Origin of the sequence: Pseudomonas sp. lyk4-R2A-10 (genome assembly GCF_030209075.1) — a bacterium.
Lineage (GTDB): Bacteria > Pseudomonadota > Gammaproteobacteria > Pseudomonadales > Pseudomonadaceae > Aquipseudomonas > Aquipseudomonas glycinae.
Window position 1 is genome coordinate 106904 of sequence record NZ_JARVSR010000010.1, and the last position, 17636, is coordinate 124539.

The window sequence follows — 17636 nt, forward strand, 5'->3', positions numbered from 1 at the left end:
ATGCCTACTTCACACAAGTGGTTGCTGGGCGCTCTGGGCCTGGCGCTGGCCGGCCTGATGCCGGCCGTGCACGCCGAAGACAAGACCTTACGGCTTTACAACTGGGCTGACTATTTCGCTGAAGACACACTGAGCAAATTCACCGCCGAAACCGGGATCAAGGTGATCTACGACGTGATGGACGGCAGCGAAACCCTGGAAGCCAAGATGCTTTCCGGTGGCAGCGGCTACGACCTGATCTTCCCCGGCGACACCGTGGCCGAACGGCTAATGCGCGCCGGCAGCCTGTTGCCGTTGGATCCTTCGAAAGTCACGGCGGTGAACGACATCGAGCCCGGCCTGCAGAAACTGCGCAGCCATTACGAGCATTCGAACAAGGCCACCGTGCCCTACACCTGGGGCACCATCGGCCTGACCTACAACGCCGAGCAGATCAAGCAACGCATGGCCGACGCGCCGGTCAACAGCCTCGACATGCTGTTCAAACCGGAGCTGGCGGCCAAATTCGCCGACTGCGGGATTTCGATGATCGACTCGCCGGACGAAGTGCTGGCTGTGGTGCTCAACTATCTGGGCCGCGACCCGCGCAGCGCCAAGCCTGCGGATCTGGCGGCGGCCAGTGACTTGCTGATGAAGCTGCGGCCGTACATCCGCAAGTTCCAGTCGCAACCTGTGACCGATCTGGTCAACGGCAACCTGTGCCTGTCCCTCGGCTACAGCGGCGACATGACCCAGGCCCAACGCACTTCGGACAGCGCCGGCAAGCAGACCCGCTTCCAGTACCGCGTGCCGCGCGAAGGCAGCACGGTGTGGATGGACACCATGGCCATTCCGGTCGATGCCAAGCACCCGGAATACGCCTACGAATTCATCAACTTCGTGATGCGCCCGGAGAACATGGCCGCGATCAGCAATTTCACCGGTTACCCGACCTCCAACGCCAAGGCCCGGCCGAACGTGGATGAGGCCATGCGCAACAACCCGGACATCTACCTCGACGAAGCGACCTATGCTCGTCTGATACCGGGCAAGGATATTCCCCAGGCCGACATGCGCGCCCGCATGCGCACCTGGACCAAATTCAAGACCGCCACTGCACAGTGATTTTTCCGGGCTGCCTTGGTGGCCCCTTACCCATCAGGAACGTACACATGCCGACTCGTCGCGAGTTCATCAAACAGGTTTCAGTCGCCGCCGGCGTAGGCGCTGCCGTCATGGGCCTTGGCCTGTCCCCGGCGCGCGTGCTGGCGGCCAGTGAGGGGCGTTGGTTCATGCCCGACGAGGGCGACAAACACGAACGCGCCTACATGGCCTTCGGCGCGCAGGATGCGATCTGGGAAGACTTCACCGAAGACGTTCAGGAAGCGCTGGGCCGGATCGCCCGCGCCATCGCCCGCTACGAACCGCTCACCATCTACTGCCGCAGCAGCGAACGCAGCCTGGCCGAAGAGATTTGCGGCACGTCCAACATCACCTACCAGATCGCCAACCTCGACGACATCTGGATGCGTGACATCAGCGCCAACTTCGTCATCGATGAAAAAAACGGCCTGGGCGCGGTGGACTTCAACTTCAGCGGCTGGGGCAACAAGCAACAGCATTCGAAAGACGCGAAGATCGCCAAGCGCGTGGCGGCCGATGCGCAGGCGACCTACCAGCGCAGCGAACTGGTGGGCGAGGGCGGCGGCATCGAAGTCGACGGCCACGGCACCGCGATCATGACCGAAAGCTGCTGGATCAACGAAAACCGCAACCCCGGCTGGGGCAAGGCCGACGTCGAGGCGGAACTGAAAGCACGCCTCGGTCTGCGCAAGATCATCTGGCTGCCGGGCATCAAGGGCAAGGACATCACCGACGCGCACGTCGATTTCTATGCGCGCTTCGTCACGCCCGGCGTGGTGATCGCCAACCTCGACACCGACCCGCGCTCCTACGACAACAAGGTCACCCTGGCGCACCTGGAAATCCTGAAAAAGGCCACCGACGCCGACGGTCGCCCGCTGCAGATCCACACCGTGTCGCCACCGCTGAAACCGCGCAAGACCAAATTCAACAAGGACAACGACGATTTTGCGGCCGGTTACATCAACTATTTCGTGATCAACGGCGCCGTGATCGCCCCGGAGTTCGGCGACAAGGACGCCGACAAGAAGGCCTTCGACCTGCTGAAAAAGCTCTACCCGAACCGCGACGTGGTGCAGATCAATATCGACGCCATCGCCGCCGGCGGTGGCGGGATTCACTGCGTGACCAGTCACCAGCCGGCGTAAGGCTCAGCGTCTGCGCACCGCCACGCATTTGATTTCTACCAGCAGCCCCGGATGGGCCAGTTCGCTGACGCCGATGCAGGTCCAGGCGCAGAAGCCTTTGGGGAATACGCGGTTTTTCACTTCACGAAATACCGGCATGTGCCGGCTCATCTCGACGTGATAAGTGGTCATCTCCACCACATCGTTGAACGTGCAGCCACCGGCCTGTAGCACCTCTTCGAGGTTTTCCCAGGCGCGGATGAATTGCTGCTCGGGGTCTTCGATGACTTGCAGATCCGCGGTGCGGCCCACCTGGCCGGCGCAATAAAGTGTGTCGCCGACCAGAACCGCCGGGGCGTAGCCGGCGCGTTCGACGATGGTTTTCATGGAGTCGGGGATGATGATTTTGCGATCGGGCATCGTGTTTTCCTTCAGTGACGGATTTCAGCGACCGTGCGCGGCCGCCGCCAACTGCTCGGTATCCACCCTAACGAACACCGAATCACCCACCGCCGTCAGCACATCCCCGGCGTAGACCTCGCAGATCACTCGGGTCTTGCGTCCGACTTCTCCCTCGACTTTCGCTTTCAGCGTAAGTGGCACGCCCATTGGCGTTGGCTTGATGAACTTGATGCCGAGGTTGCCGGTGACGCAGTTGATGCGTGGCTGGCTTTCGGGTTCGCGTTGCTCGGCCCGGTAGTGATAAGCCATCGCGGTCCAGTTGGAATGGCAGTCCACCAGCATCGCGATCAGGCCGCCGTAGACCAGCTCCGGCCAGCCGCAATATTTGGCTTCGGGCACATGCTCGGCCATGACGTGCACGCCGTCTTCGTGCCAGAAACTCTTGATGTGCAAGCCGTGCGGGTTGCTGCTGCCGCAGCCGAAACAAACGCCCTCGGGGGCGGCGGTGTCTTGCAGGGAGGTGTCTTGGGTGGACATGCTGGGGTCATCCTTAAACTGTTAGCCGAACCGGGCGGATTCTAACCCCGAATAAAGGACGCAGCTCGATCAATGCGATTGTTCGCTCAAAAGGCGCGGGACTGGCCGAGCCAGGGGGGGCAGCTTTACGTCAGATCAACAATCCCGGCGTATCGGGGCGCATCAGCCACGTTGCGCCAGATTGCGTTGAAACTCTTCGAAACTGCAGGGCAGCGTCGTGGCCTTGCGTTTTTTTGACTTGTCGCGCTCGTCCGGCAGTTGATCGCTCAATTCCCAGACCTCGAGCATCTTTGCGTATTCGAAAGCATGGCGCGGGTCGATCTGAATCCACTGCTGGAACGCCTGGCGTTCGTCGGGCGTGCAGGTTTCGTCTTGCAGGCGCATGCACCAGTGCGCCGCTTGCGTCAGGATTTCATCATCTGCGTCGTTCATTGACGGGTTCCAGAAGGGGCGAAGACTGCAGTTTACGTGGGTGCTTGCAAAAAAAACGTCAAAGCACGTCGAGTATTTAAACGGTTAGTGAACGTTTGACGGACAAAAAACGCCGCCAATGGACAGATCGCGCCATGATTTCCGGGCTTCGCCGATTTGTCATATTCCGTCACATTTCAATGCAGATAGTGGGCAGCCCAACCTGTTTCCAGTGAGGCTGCCCCGTGTATCAACGTCTTGTGTGTTCGCTGTCCGTGCTGAGTCTGTCCATTGCTGCCGCCCAGGCCGCCGATCTCGATACCCCGCGCCTGGCAGGCATCGACAATTTTCGGGATATCGCAGGCACCACAACCCCCTATTCCACGGCCCATGACGGCACAATGCGCGCCGGTGTGTTCTACCGCTCCAATGCCCTGACGCCGACGGCGGCGGACCTGGCGACCCTCAACGGTCTGGGGATCAAGTCGGTGTACGACCTGCGCACGCCCAGCGAAATTGCCAGCACGCCGGACACGATGCCAAGCGGTGCGACCTACCAGAACATCGACATCATCGGCAGCACCACCTCCGGCGCGAACATCACCACCGTGTCGTTCAAAAGCGCAGCCGATGCGATTGCGATGATGCAGGAGACCAACCGCGCGTTCGTCAGCGATGCCGGTATGCGTGGTCAGTTCGGTGCGCTGTTCAATGAACTGGCCGGTGTCGACGGCGCCGCGCTGTTCCATTGCACCGCCGGCAAGGACCGCACCGGCTGGACCGCTGCCGTTCTGTTGAGCATCGCCGGCGTGGATAACGCCACGATCATGAGCAACTACCTGGCGACCAACGACTACACCGCCGCGCGGGTCGCCAAAACCCTGGCGATGATGCCGCCGAGCATGGCCGCGATCTACGCGCCGCTGCTGGGCGTCGAGGCCAGTTACCTGCAAGCGGGTCTGGATCAGGTCACCGCGCAGTACGGCAGCATGGACAACTACCTCAAGCAGGGGCTGGGTCTGTCCCAGGAAACCATTTATGTACTGCGCGGCAAAATGGTCGAGTACAACAGCCTGCCGGGTCAGGCGGGGCTGATCGGCAACGCCGCCGCCGGTGCGCAGCTGTTGCAGGAATTGCAGAACAGCAAGCTCTCGGGCACTTACAGCGCCTACAACTACTACCTGCAATCGGCCATCGACGCCGGCACCCTTAGTGGCGTCGAGTCCACGGTCGGCGGTCAGGTACATGCGGATGCGGCCAGTTATCTGCTGCGTCAGAACGCAATGATCGAACAGGCCGCCGCGCCATTCGCCAGCGGCACTGACCTCAAGGTCGGTCAATACCGCTTGTGGAGCACCGCGCTCGCCGGTTACCTGGGCACCGACGGTTCGGCCCATGCGCAAAGCAGCAACGAACACAGTCAGGGCCTGATGGTTGGCGTCACGCAGCGCTTCTCCGAACAACTCAGCGCTCGCGGCGGCATCGGTTACAGCAAAGGCTCGGTGGGCGGCGCAGGCGGCGAGGCTGACACCAATTTCACCTTCCTCGACCTTGGCGCCCGTTATGGTTTCACCAGCCTGGAACGTGGCCTGTTTGTCGATGCCAATATCAGCGCCGGTTACGTCGACTACGACAGCAAACGCGACCTCGGTGGCGGCCTCGGCTCGGCGAAGGGCGACACCCACGGCAATCTCAGCGGCGCCACGTTGGCACTCGGTTATCGGATGCCGATGAACGATGTGGTTCTGGAGCCGAGCCTTGGCGTGCGGGTCAGCCGTCTGGACCTGTCAGGCTTCCAGGAGAAGGGCAGCGAATTGGCCCTTAATGTCGATGACATTCAGGAAACCCGCCGCAGTGCGGTGGCCAATCTCGACGTCTCGTTCGCCCCGATGTCGATGGGCGCGTGGCAACTGGTGCCGGGCGTGCGGGTCGGTTACGAGCATGTGCTGGGCGATCATCAGGTCGACAGCGAAGGGCACCTGCTGGGGCTGGATATCGAGCAGCGCGCGGCGTTCGATAACCGCGATCAGTTCAGCGGGGGTGTCAACCTGATGGCCAACCTCGGTGCTCTGAGCCTTGGTGCGGAAGTCGGTGCCAGCGGTGGCGGCGACAGCCATGGTTTCAGCGGCGGGCTCAAGGCCAGTTACCAGTTCTGATCAACTGAAGGTGAAGGAAAAGGATTGCCTCAGCGCAATCCTTTTCGAACCTCGGCCGGGCTCACGCCGTAGGCATTCTGGAAATACTGGCTGAACCGGCCGACATTGCTGAAGCCCAATCGCAGCGCCACCTCAGTCACCGACGGCGAAACGCCCTGACGCAACGTTTCGTAAGCGCGCTCCAGCCGCACCTGCCGCTGATACCCGACAATCGACATCCCGGCAAACCGTCGAAACCCTTCCTGCAATGCGCGCAGGCTGACGTTGGCCAGCCGCGCCAGATCCGTGCCACTGATCTGAATCTCGGGATGCGCCTGAATGTAATCGATCGCCTGCCGCACATGCCTGGGCGCAATCAATGCCTCTGGACGGCGCAAGGCCTGGCTGAAATTGTGCGGCCAGGCTTCCAATACCGCGTCCACCAGCATCTCCCGCAGCCGTGACGGCATCAGCGAGCCAGCGTTCAACAGCAGATCGAATTCCGCACCGGTGGCCAGATCGATCAGCGCGCGAATGCCCTGAAACGCCGGGCTGTTCAGATCCACCCTCGGCTCGAAATGCAGCTTGTGCACGATCGGTTTGCCCAGCAGGGTCGACAGCCGTTCGGTGAGCGCCGCACGGCTGATCGACATGCCGTGCTGGGCATGATTGTCGATAAAACGCATCGAACGCAGGTCAGCCTTGTCGATGGCCAGCCCTACATCGCTCAGCCCCACGGAATCATGGTTGAATACGATCTTGCCGGCGGTGGGAATGACGAAGGTGATTTCATCGAACGGCTCGGGGAAGGCGACGGTGAAATCGCCCCGGTAATGCATGCGCCGGAAACTCACGCCTTCGTACCGCCCGTTAACGCCGCCAATGATGATGTCTTTGGGCGGCGGTGGTGTGTCGCCATAACGGTTGCCGAACATTCGCGAGAACAGGGCGCCGAAGTCGTCACTGGCCATGTTGTCGGATCGCAGGATGAGGGTCTGGCGCGTCGGGCTTGAGTACACCGGGAGGGTCACCTTGGTGGTCGGGGCATCGGGGCGCGACGACGTTACCAAGGGAGAATGACGCCGATGTGACAACGTTCGATGCTGTGCGTGAACGCCACGCACAGCATCGAACGGAGTTGGGTCAGGTGTGATGAATGTCCCGATCCTTGGTCTCCGGCATGAAGAAGATCCCCAGAATCGCCGTCATCACCGCAATCACGATCGGGTACCACAAGCCGTAGTAGATATCCCCGGTGGCCGCGACCATCGCAAACGCCACCGTCGGCAGGAACCCGCCGAACCAGCCGTTGCCGATGTGATACGGCAGCGACATCGAGGTGTAGCGGATGCGCGCCGGGAACAGCTCGACCAGCCACGCGGCAATCGGACCGTAGACCATGGTCACGTAGATCACCAGAACGGTCAGCAGGAGCAGCACCATCGGGTAATTGGTCTTGGCCGGGTCGGCTTTTTCCGGGTAACCGGCTTCTTTCAGCGCGGCGCCGAGGCTGGCGGTGAAAGCGTCGTTACGGGTCTTGAAGTCAGCGGCCGGCAGGGTCGTGCCTTCGAAGCTTTCGATGACTTTGTCGCCGATACGCACCTGGGCCACGGTGCCCGGTTCCGCCACCACGTTTTCGTACGGGATCGCCCGTTTCGCCAGGATGGTTTTCGCCAGATCGCACGAGCTGGTGAATTTGGCCTTGCCCACCGGATCGAACTGGAACGAGCACTGGTCGGGGTTGGCGATCACTTTGACCGGGTTCTTCTCTTGGGCGACGAATACGTCGGGATTACCGTACTGGGTCAGCGCGTGGAAGATCGGGAAGTAGGTCACCGCCGCCAGAATGCACCCGGCCATGATGATGCCCTTGCGCCCGATGCGGTCGGACAGGCTGCCGAAAATCACGAAGAACGGCGTGCCGATCAGCAGCGAACCGGCGATCAGCAGGTTGGCGGTCTGCGGGTCGATCTTCAGTGTTTGCAGCAGGAAAAACAGCGCGTAGAACTGCCCGGTGTACCAGACCACCGCTTGGCCTGCGGTGCCGCCGAGCAGGGCCATGATCACGATTTTCAGGTTGTCCCAACGGGCGAAGGACTCGGTCAGCGGGGCTTTCGACGACTTGCCTTCTTCCTTCATTTTCTTGAACACCGGCGACTCGTTCAGCTGCAACCGGATGTACACCGAGACCGCCAGCAGCAGGATCGACAGCAGGAACGGAATCCGCCAGCCCCAGGCCTCGAACGCTTCGGTGCCCAGCGCGGTACGGCAGGCGAGGATCACCAGCAACGACATAAACAGACCCAGGGTCGCGGTGGTCTGAATCCAGGAAGTGAAATAACCGCGCTTGCCCTTGGGCGCATGCTCGGCCACATACGTTGCCGCGCCGCCGTACTCGCCGCCCAGCGCCAGGCCTTGCAGCAGGCGCAGGGTAATCAGAATGATCGGCGCCGCGACTCCGATGGTCGCGTAACCGGGCAGGAAACCCACAATCGCCGTCGACACACCCATGATCACAATCGTGATCAGAAACGTGTGCTTGCGCCCGATCATGTCACCCAAGCGTCCGAAAACAATCGCCCCGAACGGCCGCACCGCAAAACCGGCGGCAAAGGCGAGCAGGGCGAAGATAAACGCCGTGGTCTCGTTCACCCCGGCAAAGAAGTGCTTGGCGATGATCGCCGCCAGGGAGCCGTAGAGATAAAAGTCGTACCACTCGAACACCGTGCCGAGGGACGACGCAAAGATGACCTTGCGTTCCTCTCGGCTGACGCTGTGGTGCGGGGCACTGCCGGTGGACATGCTGTCGAGTACTGCCATGGGTGTTCTCCGTCGTGCTTGTTTTTGTAGGCCGGAGCACTTCATCAACGTCGCGTACCCAAGGCCTGTGGCGGATGCCGGTTCAGGTATTTCGTGGAGCGTGCACAGAATCACGACCTCGCGGGAGGGCGGGGTTTCATTGAGCATAATTGGGATTGGGGGGATATCCAGTGGCGGGGATTGATCGACTGCTGCGGGGGCGGCAGGAGAGACCTGCCGCCAAGGGCCTTATTCCGTTGGCACAACGTTATCCAGTACCTGATTCACCGCCAGTTCCGCCAGCATCACGATTTGCGCGATGCCCTGCGCGGTTTTGCGGTGGGGGCCTTGGAGGAGGTCGACGAAGTTGTTGAGCATGACGTTGGCCGAGCCCAGGGTTTCGACGGCGTCGGCGAGCAGGGATTCGTTGTTGCTGGCCGGGTTGGCCTGGTAGAGGCGGTTGGGGTAGTAGGGCGCGGCCATCATGTGGGCTGATATCGGGCCGAGGTGGTAGTCGAGGGCGCGGTTGGCGGCTTCGTTGAATCTCTTGGAGTCAGGGCATTCGTAGGGGGAAGTTGGGTCGGTGATGCTGGACGGTTCGGTGACCGGAGGATTCGGCGTTACTTTGAACATGGTGATGTGCCTCGTTGAGGCTGCAACCGTCTCGCTGCTAAACGGAAGGTGGCAGCTGTGCGCAAGTTAGCAGACCGGTCATCACCAAACCCGGCGCACCCGAAGGTGCCATGCGCACAGCCACCGCAAAATGCAGGTAAAAACCTGACAAGGTGAGATGTGCAACCGTGGTAGATGAACCGGGCTGCTAAACCCGATCACTGGAAATCAGTGACCCGATCCAAGTTACCGACCGCCCCCAAGGCGCACAAGCCGGCGGATTCTGGCGTAGCGGTAGGCTCTGGCGCAAGGATTTGTAGGCATCCGGAAGCATTCCGACATGTCTTTAAACGGCGTGATTCAAACCTGTTTATCGATCCTCACCCAAGGAGGAGAAGCCTGACGCTTTACGCCCCAAAGCCATTCGTCGCCCGCCTCGCACTCATCACGCCGACGCTCGCTCAAAAGCTGCATGACCAAAACCATCAACACCCAAGACTTGCACATCGACCTGCATCCGCTGAACGAATCAGCCCTGTTCAAATGGCTGCTCGCCAGTTTCCTGATGGGTAAACCAATCCAAACGGGCAGGGTACTGTTTTGATTGCGTCGTCGATCTTCATCGGTTGCGCCGGCTGGAGCCTGCCCCGCGAATACTGGCCGGACTTCCCGGAGCAGGGCACCCACCTGCAACGCTATGCCGCGCTGCTCAATGGTGTGGAAATCAACAGCTCCTTTTACCGTCCGCACAAGCTGCAAACCTATGCCCGATGGGCCGAGTCGGTGGCGGACGGATTTCGCTTCTGCGTGAAGATGCCAAAGTCGATCAGCCATGAGCGACGCCTGCGGGACTGTGAGCGTGAGCTCGACGCCTTTCTCGAACAGTGCTCGGGGCTGCGCGATCATCTGGGTTGCCTGCTGCTGCAGTTGCCGCCGTCGCTGACGTTTGACGAAGCGCTTGCAGAGGCCTTTTTCATCGGCTTGCGCCAGCGTTATTCCGGGGCCGTGGTGTTGGAGCCGCGCCACGCATCCTGGGCCGCCGCCGAACTGTTGTTGATGGCGTATCGCATCGCACAAGCGGTGGTCGATCCCTCGCGCATCAGCACCGACACGGCTCCGTGCGGCTGGCCGGGCGTGCGCTACTGGCGGCTGCACGGTTCGCCACGGATTTATCACAGCCCCTATGATTCGGCGTATCTGGAAACGCTCGCCGGCGATTTGCAGGTGGCGGCTGTCGATGGCATCGATACCTGGTGCATTTTCGACAACACCGCCAGCGGCGCGGCACTCGGCAATGCGCTGGAGCTGCGGCGGATACTGGCGCAGGGCTGACACACCGCGTCGGGACTTCCCACCGGCGACCGGGTCTGTAAACTGGCCGCCCGAAACGGCGCGCGATGGCGCCGTCCTCACTGCCAGCGAAGGACTTTCTCATGGCCAACCAAGACATCACCTACACCCCGGATCCGGATGCAGACTCGATCTCTTCGGACGTCACCGAATTCAACGGCATCCTGATGTCGACCCAGATTCCGACCCGTGCCGACGGCAGCCTGGAACTGGGCGACGTCACCGCGCAAAGCGAATGCACGTTGCAGGCGCTGAAAGTGGCGCTGGAAAAGGCCGGCAGTTCGATGGATCGGGTGCTGCACCTGACCATTTATCTGACCGACATGGCTGATCGTGCTGCGTTCAATGAGGTGTACAAGCGCTTCTTCGCCAAGCCATGGCCGGTGCGCGCGGCGGTTGGCGTGGCGGCGCTGGCGGTTGAAGGGATGAAGGTGGAAGTGACGGCGATGGCCGCCAAGGCCTGACTTCAGCCCTGCTGAAAACCCTGTGGGAGCGGGCTTGCCCCGGGCGGCGATCCGACGATAGCGTCCTGTCAGCCAATACACCTCTAGCTGATATACCGCTATCGCTGGCAAACCAGCTCCCACAGGGAATGCGGTGCTAACGGCATTGTTGGCAACTGCCACCCGGCAGCACAGGCGTGCCGCCCACGCGTTTCGCGGCTACAATGCGCGCCTCGACCGTGACAGCCTGACTAAAAACTATATATGTCCTTGCCCAAACATCACCTGGAACTGCTCAGCCCCGCCCGTGACGTGGCCATCGCCCGCGAGGCCATCCTGCATGGCGCCGACGCGGTGTACATCGGCGGCCCGAGCTTCGGTGCGCGCCACAACGCGTGCAACGAGGTGAGCGAAATTGCCGAACTGGTGGAATTTGCCCGTCGCTATCACGCGCGCATCTTCACCACCATCAACACCATCCTGCACGACAACGAACTGGAGCCGGCGCGCAAGCTGATCCATCAGTTGTACGATGCCGGCGTCGATGCGCTGATCGTCCAGGACCTGGGCGTGATGGAGCTGGACATTCCACCCATCGAGCTGCACGCCAGCACCCAGACCGACATCCGCACCCTTGAGCGGGCGAAGTTCCTCGATCAGGCCGGTTTCTCGCAACTGGTACTGGCCCGTGAACTGAACCTCAAGGAAATCCGCGCGATCGCCGATGAAACCGATGCCGCCATCGAGTTCTTCATTCACGGCGCGCTGTGCGTGGCGTTTTCCGGTCAGTGCAACATTTCCCACGCGCAGACCGGGCGCAGTGCCAACCGGGGCGACTGCTCCCAGGCCTGCCGTCTGCCGTACACCCTGAAAGACGAAAAGGGTGGCGTGATCGCCTACGAAAAACACCTGCTGTCGATGAAGGACAACAACCAGAGCGCCAACATCCGCGCACTGGTCGAGGCCGGTGTGCGTTCGTTCAAGATCGAAGGTCGCTACAAGGACATGGGCTATGTGAAGAACATCACCGCCTATTACCGCCAGCGCCTGGACGACGTGCTCAACGACCGCCCGGACCTGGCCCGCGCCTCCAGCGGTCGCACCGCGCATTTCTTCATGCCGGACCCGGAAAAGACCTTCCACCGTGGCAGCACCGACTACTTCGTCAGCGAGCGCAAGATCGACATCGGCGCGTTCGATTCGCCGACCTTCACCGGTCTGGCGGTGGGCGTGGTCGAGAAAGTCGGCAAGCGTGACATGCAGGTCATCACCCACGAGCCGCTGTCCAATGGCGACGGCCTCAACGTGCTGGTCAAGCGCGAAGTGGTGGGTTTCCGCGCCAACATCGCCGAAGCCAAGGGCGAGTTCGAGGAAGAGGGCGAGAAGCGCTACCGCTACCGCGTCGAGCCGAACGAAATGCCGGAAGGCCTGTACAAGCTGCGCCCGAACCATCCGCTGAACCGCAACCTCGACCACAACTGGCAGCAGGCCTTGCTCAAGACTTCTGCCGAGCGTCGGATCGGCGTGAGCTGGCTGGCGAAGCTGCGTGAAGAGCGTCTGGAACTGACCGTGACCAGCGAAGAGGGCATCAGTGCCAGCGTTGCGCTGGAAGGCCCGTTCGGCGTCGCCAACAAACCGGAACAGGCGCTGGACACCTTGCACGATCTGCTCGGTCAGCTCGGCACCACCGAGTACCACGCGACCTCGATCAAACTGGATGCGCCCCAAGCGTTCTTCATTCCGAACTCGCAGCTCAAGTCGTTGCGCCGTGAAGTGATCGAAGCGCTGACCGCCGCGCGCGTTGCCGCTCATCCGCGCGGTTCGCGCAAGGCCGAGACCACGCCACCGCCGGTGTATCCGGAGGCGCACCTGTCCTTCCTGGCCAACGTCTACAACCAGAAGGCCCGCGACTTCTACCACCGTCACGGCGTGAAGCTGATCGACGCGGCGTACGAGGCACATGAAGAGGCGGGTGAAGTGCCAGTGATGATCACCAAGCACTGCCTGCGGTTCTCCTTCAACCTGTGCCCGAAACAGGCCAAAGGCGTGACCGGCGTGAAAACCAAGGTCGCGCCGATGCAGCTGATTCACGGCGATGAAGTGCTGACCCTGAAGTTCGACTGCAAGCCGTGCGAGATGCACGTGATCGGCAAGATGAAGGGCCACATCCTGAATCTGCCGCAGCCGGGCAGCGTGGTGGGGCATATCAGCCCTGAAGACCTGATGAAGACCATTCCTCGGGCTCCACACTGATTAGCAGGCAATAAAAAACCGGTGACGAAAGTCACCGGTTTTTTTATGCCTGCCAGAAACTCAACTGGCTTCGTAGCGCGATCCCGTTGCCGGCGCCGCTTCGCCGCTCAACGCATCGACCATCGGCGGATGGTCCTGCGCGGCCTGACGCAGATCCTCGGTCACTCGCAGCTCTGCGCCGGTTGGCGAGAAGGTCGCTGCCGCCGCAAACGGTGCCGGATTGGCCGGCACCGGACGCTTGCCGCGACGCCAGAAGAAGAACGTCACCATGGCCAGGTTGACCAGCGCGAAGGCCCAGAACAGGCCGGTTTCGCCATGGGCATTCATCGCCGGCGAGATCAGCAGCGGGCTCATCGCCGAGCCCAGCGAGTTGATCAGCAACATGCCCTGAATCATCGGCACCAACGTTTCGACCGGCGCACGGTCGGCCGCATGGCTGACCGCAACCGGGTACAGCGCGAACACGCCGCCACCTAACAGGAACAGCATCGCCGCGAGCAGGGCCGAGGACAGCGGCACCAGCACGATCACCAGCGACAGAACGGTGCACGCGGCGCAGAGCACGGTGAGCACTTGCAGGCGATCCTTGCGGTCGGACCAGCGCCCGACCGGGTATTGCAGCAGCATTGCGCCGAGGATCGTCCACGCCATCATGCTGCCGACTTCGCCCACGTTCAGGCCGATGCGTTGCAGGTACAGCGGCAGCAGGGTGTAGATCGCCGCGATGGTCACGCCGGAGCCGAAGCAGCCGACCAACCCGGTGGGCGAAACGCCAAGCAAGGCCCGAGGCTTGAGCGGTTCGACCTGTTCCAGCAGCGGCGAAACCCGCGGCAGGATCACGATCGGCAGCACCGACAGGGTTGCGAGCATGCCGGCGACCATGAACGGCGCGGTGTCGCCCAGCCCGGTGATTTTCCCCAAAAACGCCTGACCCAGCACGCCGGCGCCGTAGAGGACGATCATGTACAGCGCCAGCAGGCGGCCGCGAATCTTCGCGTCACCGGCCAGCAGCAGCCAGCTCTCGATCACCAGAAACACGCCGACCGTGGCCCAGCCGTTGATCAGGCGCAGCACGACCCAGCCCCAGGTGTCATAAAACAGCCCTTGCAACAGGATGGTCGCGGCGATCAGCGAGGCGAAGCTGCTGTAGGCGCGGATGTGGCCGATGCGCAGGATCAGCCGGTCGTTGAAGATCGCGCCCAGCGTCAGGCCGATGAAATAGGCCGAGGACACGATGCCGATCATCGTCGCCGATTCGCCGGCAGCGCCCAAACGCAGGGTGGTCAAAGAAGACAGAAAGCCGTTGCCCAGCGCAACAATGAACAGCCCGAGCAGGGGCGCCAGCGCCATGGCCAGCAAACGCGGTGTCATAAAAACCTCAAGTGATCGAACAGCGGAACGTGCGCCTCTGCGCATGCGAGTGCCAAGCCGAAGTGTGTTGAAGACAAACGACCGCCGAACGGGCAGGGCGATTGAGCCTGGCGCACTTCGTGAAAGTGGCCGGCTGTTCAAACCTGAGGGTTGTCATGGCTGCGGGCAGGCGCCGGTCGGGCGACTGCAAGAGGAGGCGCGATTTTAAGCCTTGTGTGGCGTTTGCCAAGGTTCCGGGCCTGCGACGTTGGGACGCAGGCCGGATCGATAACCCCAGGGCATTGACTGATCGTTCCCACGCAGAGCGTGGGAACGATCAAGGTCAACGGCGTGGGAGCGATCTCTGGATGGGTGCTAGCGTCGTTTGCGAGTAATTTGCTGCGGCGCCGGTTAGCATGGCGCCATAACAACGAGACGATGGACCCCACCTTGATCGAACGACGCCAATTCAGCGGTGGCATGAAAGGCAAGAACCTTCGCTACCTGAACGAGCCCGCCAGCGGGCCGGGACGCATGACCCGCACCGGGTTCGTGCTGCTGGAGCATTTTTCCCTGCCGGCCTTCACTCAGGCGCTGGACACTCTTGTCACCGCCAATCTGCTGCGCCCCGGTCTATTTTCCACGCGCACCTTTGGCCTGAGCGACGGCGAAGTGATCAGCGATCTGGGGCTGGTGATCCGCCCGGACTCGCGTCTGGAAACCAGCGTGTTGCAGGAACTGGATCTGCTGGTGATCTGCGGCGGTTACCGCACGGAATTGAAGGCGAGCGACGAGTTCATCAACCTGCTGAAAATGGCCGCCGAGGCCGGCGTGATACTGGCCGGGCTGTGGAACGGCGCGTGGTTCCTGGGTCGGGCAGGGGTGCTGGAAGGCTACCGCTGTGCGATTCACCCGGAGCATCGGCCGGCGCTGGCGGAGATTTCCAAGGCGACCCAGGTCAGCAGCGAACCCTACGTGATCGACCGCGACCGGCTGACCGCGTCCAGTCCGTCCGGCGCGTTCCACATGGCGCTGGACTGGATCAAAGGCCTGCACGACAAGGCTCTGGTGGAAGGCATCGAAGACATTCTGGCGTTCGAGGAGTCGCGCTACCGGCGGATCAAGCCGACCGAGAACCTCTGCGTCAGCGCGCCGTTGCGTGAAGTGGTGAAGCTGATGGACGCCAATCTGGAGGAACCGCTGGAGCTGGAGCAACTGGCGGTATATGCCGGGCGTTCCCGGCGTCAGCTGGAACGGCTGTTCAAGGAACAACTGGGCACCACGCCGCAGCGTTATTACATGGAGCTGCGCATCACCGAGGCCCGGCGTCTGCTGCAACACACCGAACTGTCTCAGGTGGACGTGCTGGTGGCGTGCGGATTCGTGTCGCCGAGCCATTTCAGCAAGTGCTACAGCGCCTATTTCGGTTATCGCCCATCCAAAGAAAAACGGCTCGTCAAATGACGAGCCGTTTGGCGTGCCGCTTCAGAGGTGATCGGCGTCGATGATCGCCTGAGCGAAGGCTTTCGGGTCTTCCTGCGGCAGGTTGTGACCGATGCCACCGTTGATCAGGCGGAACTGGTATTTGCCGGTGAAGCGTTTGGCGTAGTCCTCGGGCGCCGGGTGCGGTGCGCCGTTGGCATCGCCTTCCAGGGTGATGGTCGGCACGCTGATCGACGGTGCGGTGGCGAGTTTCTGTTCCAGTGCCTCGTACTGGCTTTCACCCTGCACCAGGCCCAGACGCCAGCGGTAGTTGAACACGGTGATGGCGACGTGATCCGGGTTCTGCAACGCCTTGGCACTGCGGTCGAACGTGGCGTCGTCGAAGGCCCATTTCGGTGATGCCAGTTGCCAGATCAGCTTGGCGAAATCATGGGTGTTCTTGGCGTAGCCTGCTTCACCGCGATCAGTGGCGAAGTAGAACTGATACCACCATTGCAGTTCGGCCTTGGGCGGCAGCGGGTTCTTGCCGGCGGCCTGATTGCCGATCAGGTAACCGCTGACCGACACCAGCGCCTTGACCCGCTCCGGCCACAGCGCCGAAACGATGTCAGCCGAGCGCGCGCCCCAGTCGTAGCCACCGAGCACGGCTTGCTTGATCTTCAGCGCATCCATGAAATCGATCACGTCACTGGCCAGCGCCGCCGGCTGACCGTTGCGCACGGTCTTGTCGGACAGGAAATGCGTGTCGCCATAACCCCGGGCGTACGGCATCAATACCCGATAACCCTTGGCCGCCAGCAGCGGCGCGACGTCGTCGTAGCTGTGAATGTCATACGGCCAGCCGTGCAGCAGAATCACCACCGGGCCATTGGCCGGGCCGGTTTCGGCGTAGGCCACGTCCAGCAGGCCGGCCTTCACATGCTTGAGCGGGCCGAAGGGCAGATCGGCCTTGACGCTGGCGGCTTCGGTCTTGACCGGCTCGGGGGCTGCGGTTTGTGCCTGGGCGAAGGCGCCGAATTGCAGCAGCGCGGTGGCTAGAATCGACAGGCCCAGCAGGCGACGACGGTTTTTCCCGGTGGTGACGGTGGCGTGTGGTGCGTGCTTCATGGCAAGTCTCCTTATGATCGGCGAGGGCCGGGTTCTGGCTGAACCCTTCGAATCTGGAGCCCATTAAAGACTGGCCACGTATCTGCGCTGTTTCCGTTTCCGATGGCTGATGCGCGGGCATGTATCCGGGAGGCGTTCGTACACACTGCGATACAAACCAGCGGCCAACAAAAAGCCCCGAATGTTCGGGGCTCTCGCTGACCTTGGGCTTCAGGCCTGAGTGACGTGCTTGGGCCCGGCCAGTGCCCAGGCGATCAGCCCGAACAGCGGCACAAATACGATCAATACGATCCAGACGCCTTTGTTGCTGGCTTTCCCCTCACTCTTGCGCACCCGGTTGATCGCCCACAATTCGATGAGCAAAAGCACGACGGCCAGTACGATCCACGTGGTTTCAATTTGCATGAGCTACCTCCTGATGGTCTCTGGCTTAGGCGGGCCGTGGCACTCAGGGTTCATTAAATTTGCTGGATGGCCTGCCTGGCTCACGTGCACAAATGTTCTAAACCCATCGGCAAAGTCGCGGTAACTTAGACGTCCTTGAC

17 protein-coding genes are annotated in these 17636 nt (G+C 61.7%); 8 read left to right on the plus strand and 9 right to left on the minus strand.

Features of this window, described 5'->3' with window-relative positions:
- Both QRN46_RS13855 and QRN46_RS13860 read left to right on the plus strand, forming a co-directional pair.
- Positions 1 to 1104, plus strand: a complete 1104-nt coding sequence (locus QRN46_RS13855; protein ID WP_285355256.1) for an extracellular solute-binding protein — start codon at positions 1 to 3, stop codon at positions 1102 to 1104.
- A gap of 47 nt (positions 1105 to 1151) precedes the next feature.
- Positions 1152 to 2270 (plus strand): agmatine deiminase family protein, encoded by a 1119-nt coding sequence (locus QRN46_RS13860; protein ID WP_285355259.1) that lies wholly within the window; start codon positions 1152 to 1154, stop codon positions 2268 to 2270.
- A 3-nt stretch (positions 2271 to 2273) separates the two neighbouring features.
- Here QRN46_RS13860 and QRN46_RS13865 read toward each other — a convergent pair whose 3' ends face one another.
- The 3 genes from QRN46_RS13865 to QRN46_RS13875 all read right to left on the minus strand — a co-directional run bounded on the left by QRN46_RS13865 (position 2274) and on the right by QRN46_RS13875 (position 3620).
- Positions 2274 to 2669, minus strand: a complete 396-nt coding sequence (locus QRN46_RS13865) for a RidA family protein (RefSeq protein ID WP_285355261.1) — start codon at positions 2667 to 2669, stop codon at positions 2274 to 2276.
- 24 nt (positions 2670 to 2693) lie between these two features.
- Complete coding sequence (locus QRN46_RS13870) at positions 2694 to 3188, minus strand: PaaI family thioesterase (RefSeq protein WP_285355263.1); 495 nt, start codon at positions 3186 to 3188, stop codon at positions 2694 to 2696.
- Between the two features lie 162 nt (positions 3189 to 3350).
- Complete coding sequence (locus QRN46_RS13875; RefSeq protein WP_285355265.1) at positions 3351 to 3620, minus strand: FecR/PupR family sigma factor regulator; 270 nt, start codon at positions 3618 to 3620, stop codon at positions 3351 to 3353.
- Positions 3621 to 3844: 224 nt separating this feature from the next.
- Here QRN46_RS13875 and QRN46_RS13880 point away from each other — a divergent pair, with 224 nt between their 5' ends.
- Positions 3845 to 5755, plus strand: coding sequence for a tyrosine-protein phosphatase (locus QRN46_RS13880; RefSeq protein ID WP_285355267.1), 1911 nt, complete (start codon positions 3845 to 3847; stop codon positions 5753 to 5755).
- A 29-nt stretch (positions 5756 to 5784) separates the two neighbouring features.
- Here QRN46_RS13880 and QRN46_RS13885 read toward each other — a convergent pair whose 3' ends face one another.
- The 3 genes from QRN46_RS13885 to QRN46_RS13895 all read right to left on the minus strand — a co-directional run bounded on the left by QRN46_RS13885 (position 5785) and on the right by QRN46_RS13895 (position 9166).
- Complete coding sequence (locus QRN46_RS13885) at positions 5785 to 6753, minus strand: helix-turn-helix transcriptional regulator (protein ID WP_285355269.1); 969 nt, start codon at positions 6751 to 6753, stop codon at positions 5785 to 5787.
- A gap of 124 nt (positions 6754 to 6877) precedes the next feature.
- Positions 6878 to 8554, minus strand: coding sequence for an MFS transporter (locus tag QRN46_RS13890; RefSeq protein WP_041475232.1), 1677 nt, complete (start codon positions 8552 to 8554; stop codon positions 6878 to 6880).
- Between the two features lie 228 nt (positions 8555 to 8782).
- A complete protein-coding gene (locus QRN46_RS13895) occupies positions 8783 to 9166 on the minus strand; it encodes a DUF6124 family protein (protein ID WP_011333803.1) in 384 nt (127 codons plus the stop codon).
- 451 nt (positions 9167 to 9617) lie between these two features.
- On the opposite strand from QRN46_RS13895, the gene QRN46_RS13900 reads away from it, so the two are divergent.
- The 4 genes from QRN46_RS13900 to QRN46_RS13915 all read left to right on the plus strand — a co-directional run bounded on the left by QRN46_RS13900 (position 9618) and on the right by QRN46_RS13915 (position 13191).
- Positions 9618 to 9749 carry a hypothetical protein gene (locus QRN46_RS13900; RefSeq protein ID WP_260411492.1) on the plus strand — a complete coding sequence of 44 codons (132 nt, stop codon included), beginning with the start codon at positions 9618 to 9620 and terminating at the stop codon, positions 9747 to 9749.
- Positions 9746 to 10477 carry a DUF72 domain-containing protein gene (locus QRN46_RS13905; protein WP_221614884.1) on the plus strand — a complete coding sequence of 244 codons (732 nt, stop codon included), beginning with the start codon at positions 9746 to 9748 and terminating at the stop codon, positions 10475 to 10477. Before QRN46_RS13900 ends, QRN46_RS13905 begins: the two co-directional genes overlap by 4 nt.
- A 101-nt stretch (positions 10478 to 10578) precedes the next feature.
- Positions 10579 to 10959 carry a RidA family protein gene (locus tag QRN46_RS13910; protein WP_065261325.1) on the plus strand — a complete coding sequence of 127 codons (381 nt, stop codon included), beginning with the start codon at positions 10579 to 10581 and terminating at the stop codon, positions 10957 to 10959.
- A 243-nt stretch (positions 10960 to 11202) separates the two neighbouring features.
- Positions 11203 to 13191, plus strand: coding sequence for a peptidase U32 family protein (locus tag QRN46_RS13915; protein WP_011333806.1), 1989 nt, complete (start codon positions 11203 to 11205; stop codon positions 13189 to 13191).
- Positions 13192 to 13251: 60 nt separating this feature from the next.
- Here the strand turns inward: QRN46_RS13915 and QRN46_RS13920 are convergent, their stop codons facing one another.
- Positions 13252 to 14562 (minus strand): MFS transporter, encoded by a 1311-nt coding sequence (locus QRN46_RS13920; protein ID WP_011333807.1) that lies wholly within the window; start codon positions 14560 to 14562, stop codon positions 13252 to 13254.
- 417 nt (positions 14563 to 14979) lie between these two features.
- Here QRN46_RS13920 and souR point away from each other — a divergent pair, with 417 nt between their 5' ends.
- Positions 14980 to 16005, plus strand: a complete 1026-nt coding sequence (gene souR, locus QRN46_RS13925; protein WP_011333808.1) for a transcriptional regulator SouR — start codon at positions 14980 to 14982, stop codon at positions 16003 to 16005.
- A gap of 21 nt (positions 16006 to 16026) precedes the next feature.
- Here the strand turns inward: souR and QRN46_RS13930 are convergent, their stop codons facing one another.
- Positions 16027 to 17091 carry an alpha/beta fold hydrolase gene (locus QRN46_RS13930; RefSeq protein WP_285355277.1) on the minus strand — a complete coding sequence of 355 codons (1065 nt, stop codon included), beginning with the start codon at positions 17089 to 17091 and terminating at the stop codon, positions 16027 to 16029.
- 210 nt (positions 17092 to 17301) lie between these two features.
- On the minus strand, positions 17302 to 17496 hold the full coding sequence (locus QRN46_RS13935; RefSeq protein ID WP_041475233.1) for a PLDc N-terminal domain-containing protein: 195 nt from the start codon (positions 17494 to 17496) through the stop codon (positions 17302 to 17304).
- Positions 17497 to 17636: the final 140 nt, after the last annotated feature.